General features: G+C 26.4%; 1 pseudogene. It reads left to right on the top strand.

From position 1 onward, the window contains the following. Positions 1 to 247: 247 nt before the first annotated feature. A pseudogene (locus AJN60_RS04880) lies at positions 248 to 1006 on the top strand (hypothetical protein); the annotation flags it as partial. Positions 1007 to 1198 lie beyond the last annotated feature (192 nt).

The raw sequence follows: 1198 nt of genomic DNA, 5'->3' as shown, positions 1-1198 counted from the left end.
TTTACAACAAATACAAAGATTTAGAAGTAGAGATTGATGATAAGGGTAATGTGCTTAGATGGATAGGAGAGATTAATAGAGACAAAAAATATTAGCAAATAAAAAATGATATAATAATGCTTTATATAAGGAATCTTTTATGTTTATAAGTTCTAAAACAGAGTTAATTCAAACTATTAAAAATTTAACAATCAACAATAAAGAAGTTAAACAGATTGATTTTATCAATACTTTAAAAAAATTAGTCAATCCTTTAGCAGTTATAAGAGATCATTTTGTAACTTATCCTTTTGCAATCAACTCAAAATTCATTAGCTTTGATTTAAAGAAAATTTTTTATGGCATAGATCTTTGCACAGGAGTTTTTGACACTCATTTTTCCTTTCATTATGAAATAGATCAAAAGCTTGAAGAAAATAAAGAATTTCTTTTAAAAAGACTTTTATCTTATTTGATTATTGATGAGAAAAGAAATGCAACTGCTTTAGAGGATATAAAAGAACAAAAATATATTATAGATGATTATACTTTTTATTTTAAAGAGTTAAAATCTTTAGAACTTAAAAAATGCACTATATATCAACTTCCTTGTAATCATCCTTTGTTTAAAGAGTTTAGAAATAAAGAAAAGCAAATTAGTGCTTTTAAAAAGGATGAAGATAGTCCTATTCATGCTTACAATGAAGCTTTACAAATTTTACAAGATTTTGCTAATGGAATTTACAATACAAGTAAAGATAAAACAGGAAGATATATAGAAGATAAAAATAAGGCTAGAAGATTACTAGAAAAACTCAATATCATAGGACAAAACAATCTTAAGGCTATGTATATGGGGATAAATGGAAATAGAGATAAAACTTCTAATACAAGTAGAGGCAAAGAAGATATGACCAATAAGACAAGTGCAAATACTGATATCACATCAGAAACAAAAACTCCGCCTAATTTCATAGGCAGATTAGCTACTACCATAATCATGGAAGATGGTTTATACATGGGTTAAATTAAGAAAGGATAGATAATGAGTGAAACTTATAAAATTTATACACCTAATGGAATAGCTGTAAAAGTAGATAAAGAAACAAACAAAATATATTTTGTAGAAAGTTTAGATTCACATCCACCAGCAAAGGGCAATTATACCGAAGAATATTCCAAAGCTTTGTTTGAAGCACACAACATTAAACGAAACTCC

Origin of the sequence: Campylobacter sp. BCW_4323 (assembly GCF_001763115.1) — a bacterium.
In the GTDB taxonomy this organism is placed as follows: domain Bacteria; phylum Campylobacterota; class Campylobacteria; order Campylobacterales; family Campylobacteraceae; genus Campylobacter_D; species Campylobacter_D jejuni.
The sequence above is the reverse complement of the archived record's forward strand: the minus strand, read 5'-3'. Positions and strand labels throughout refer to the sequence as shown.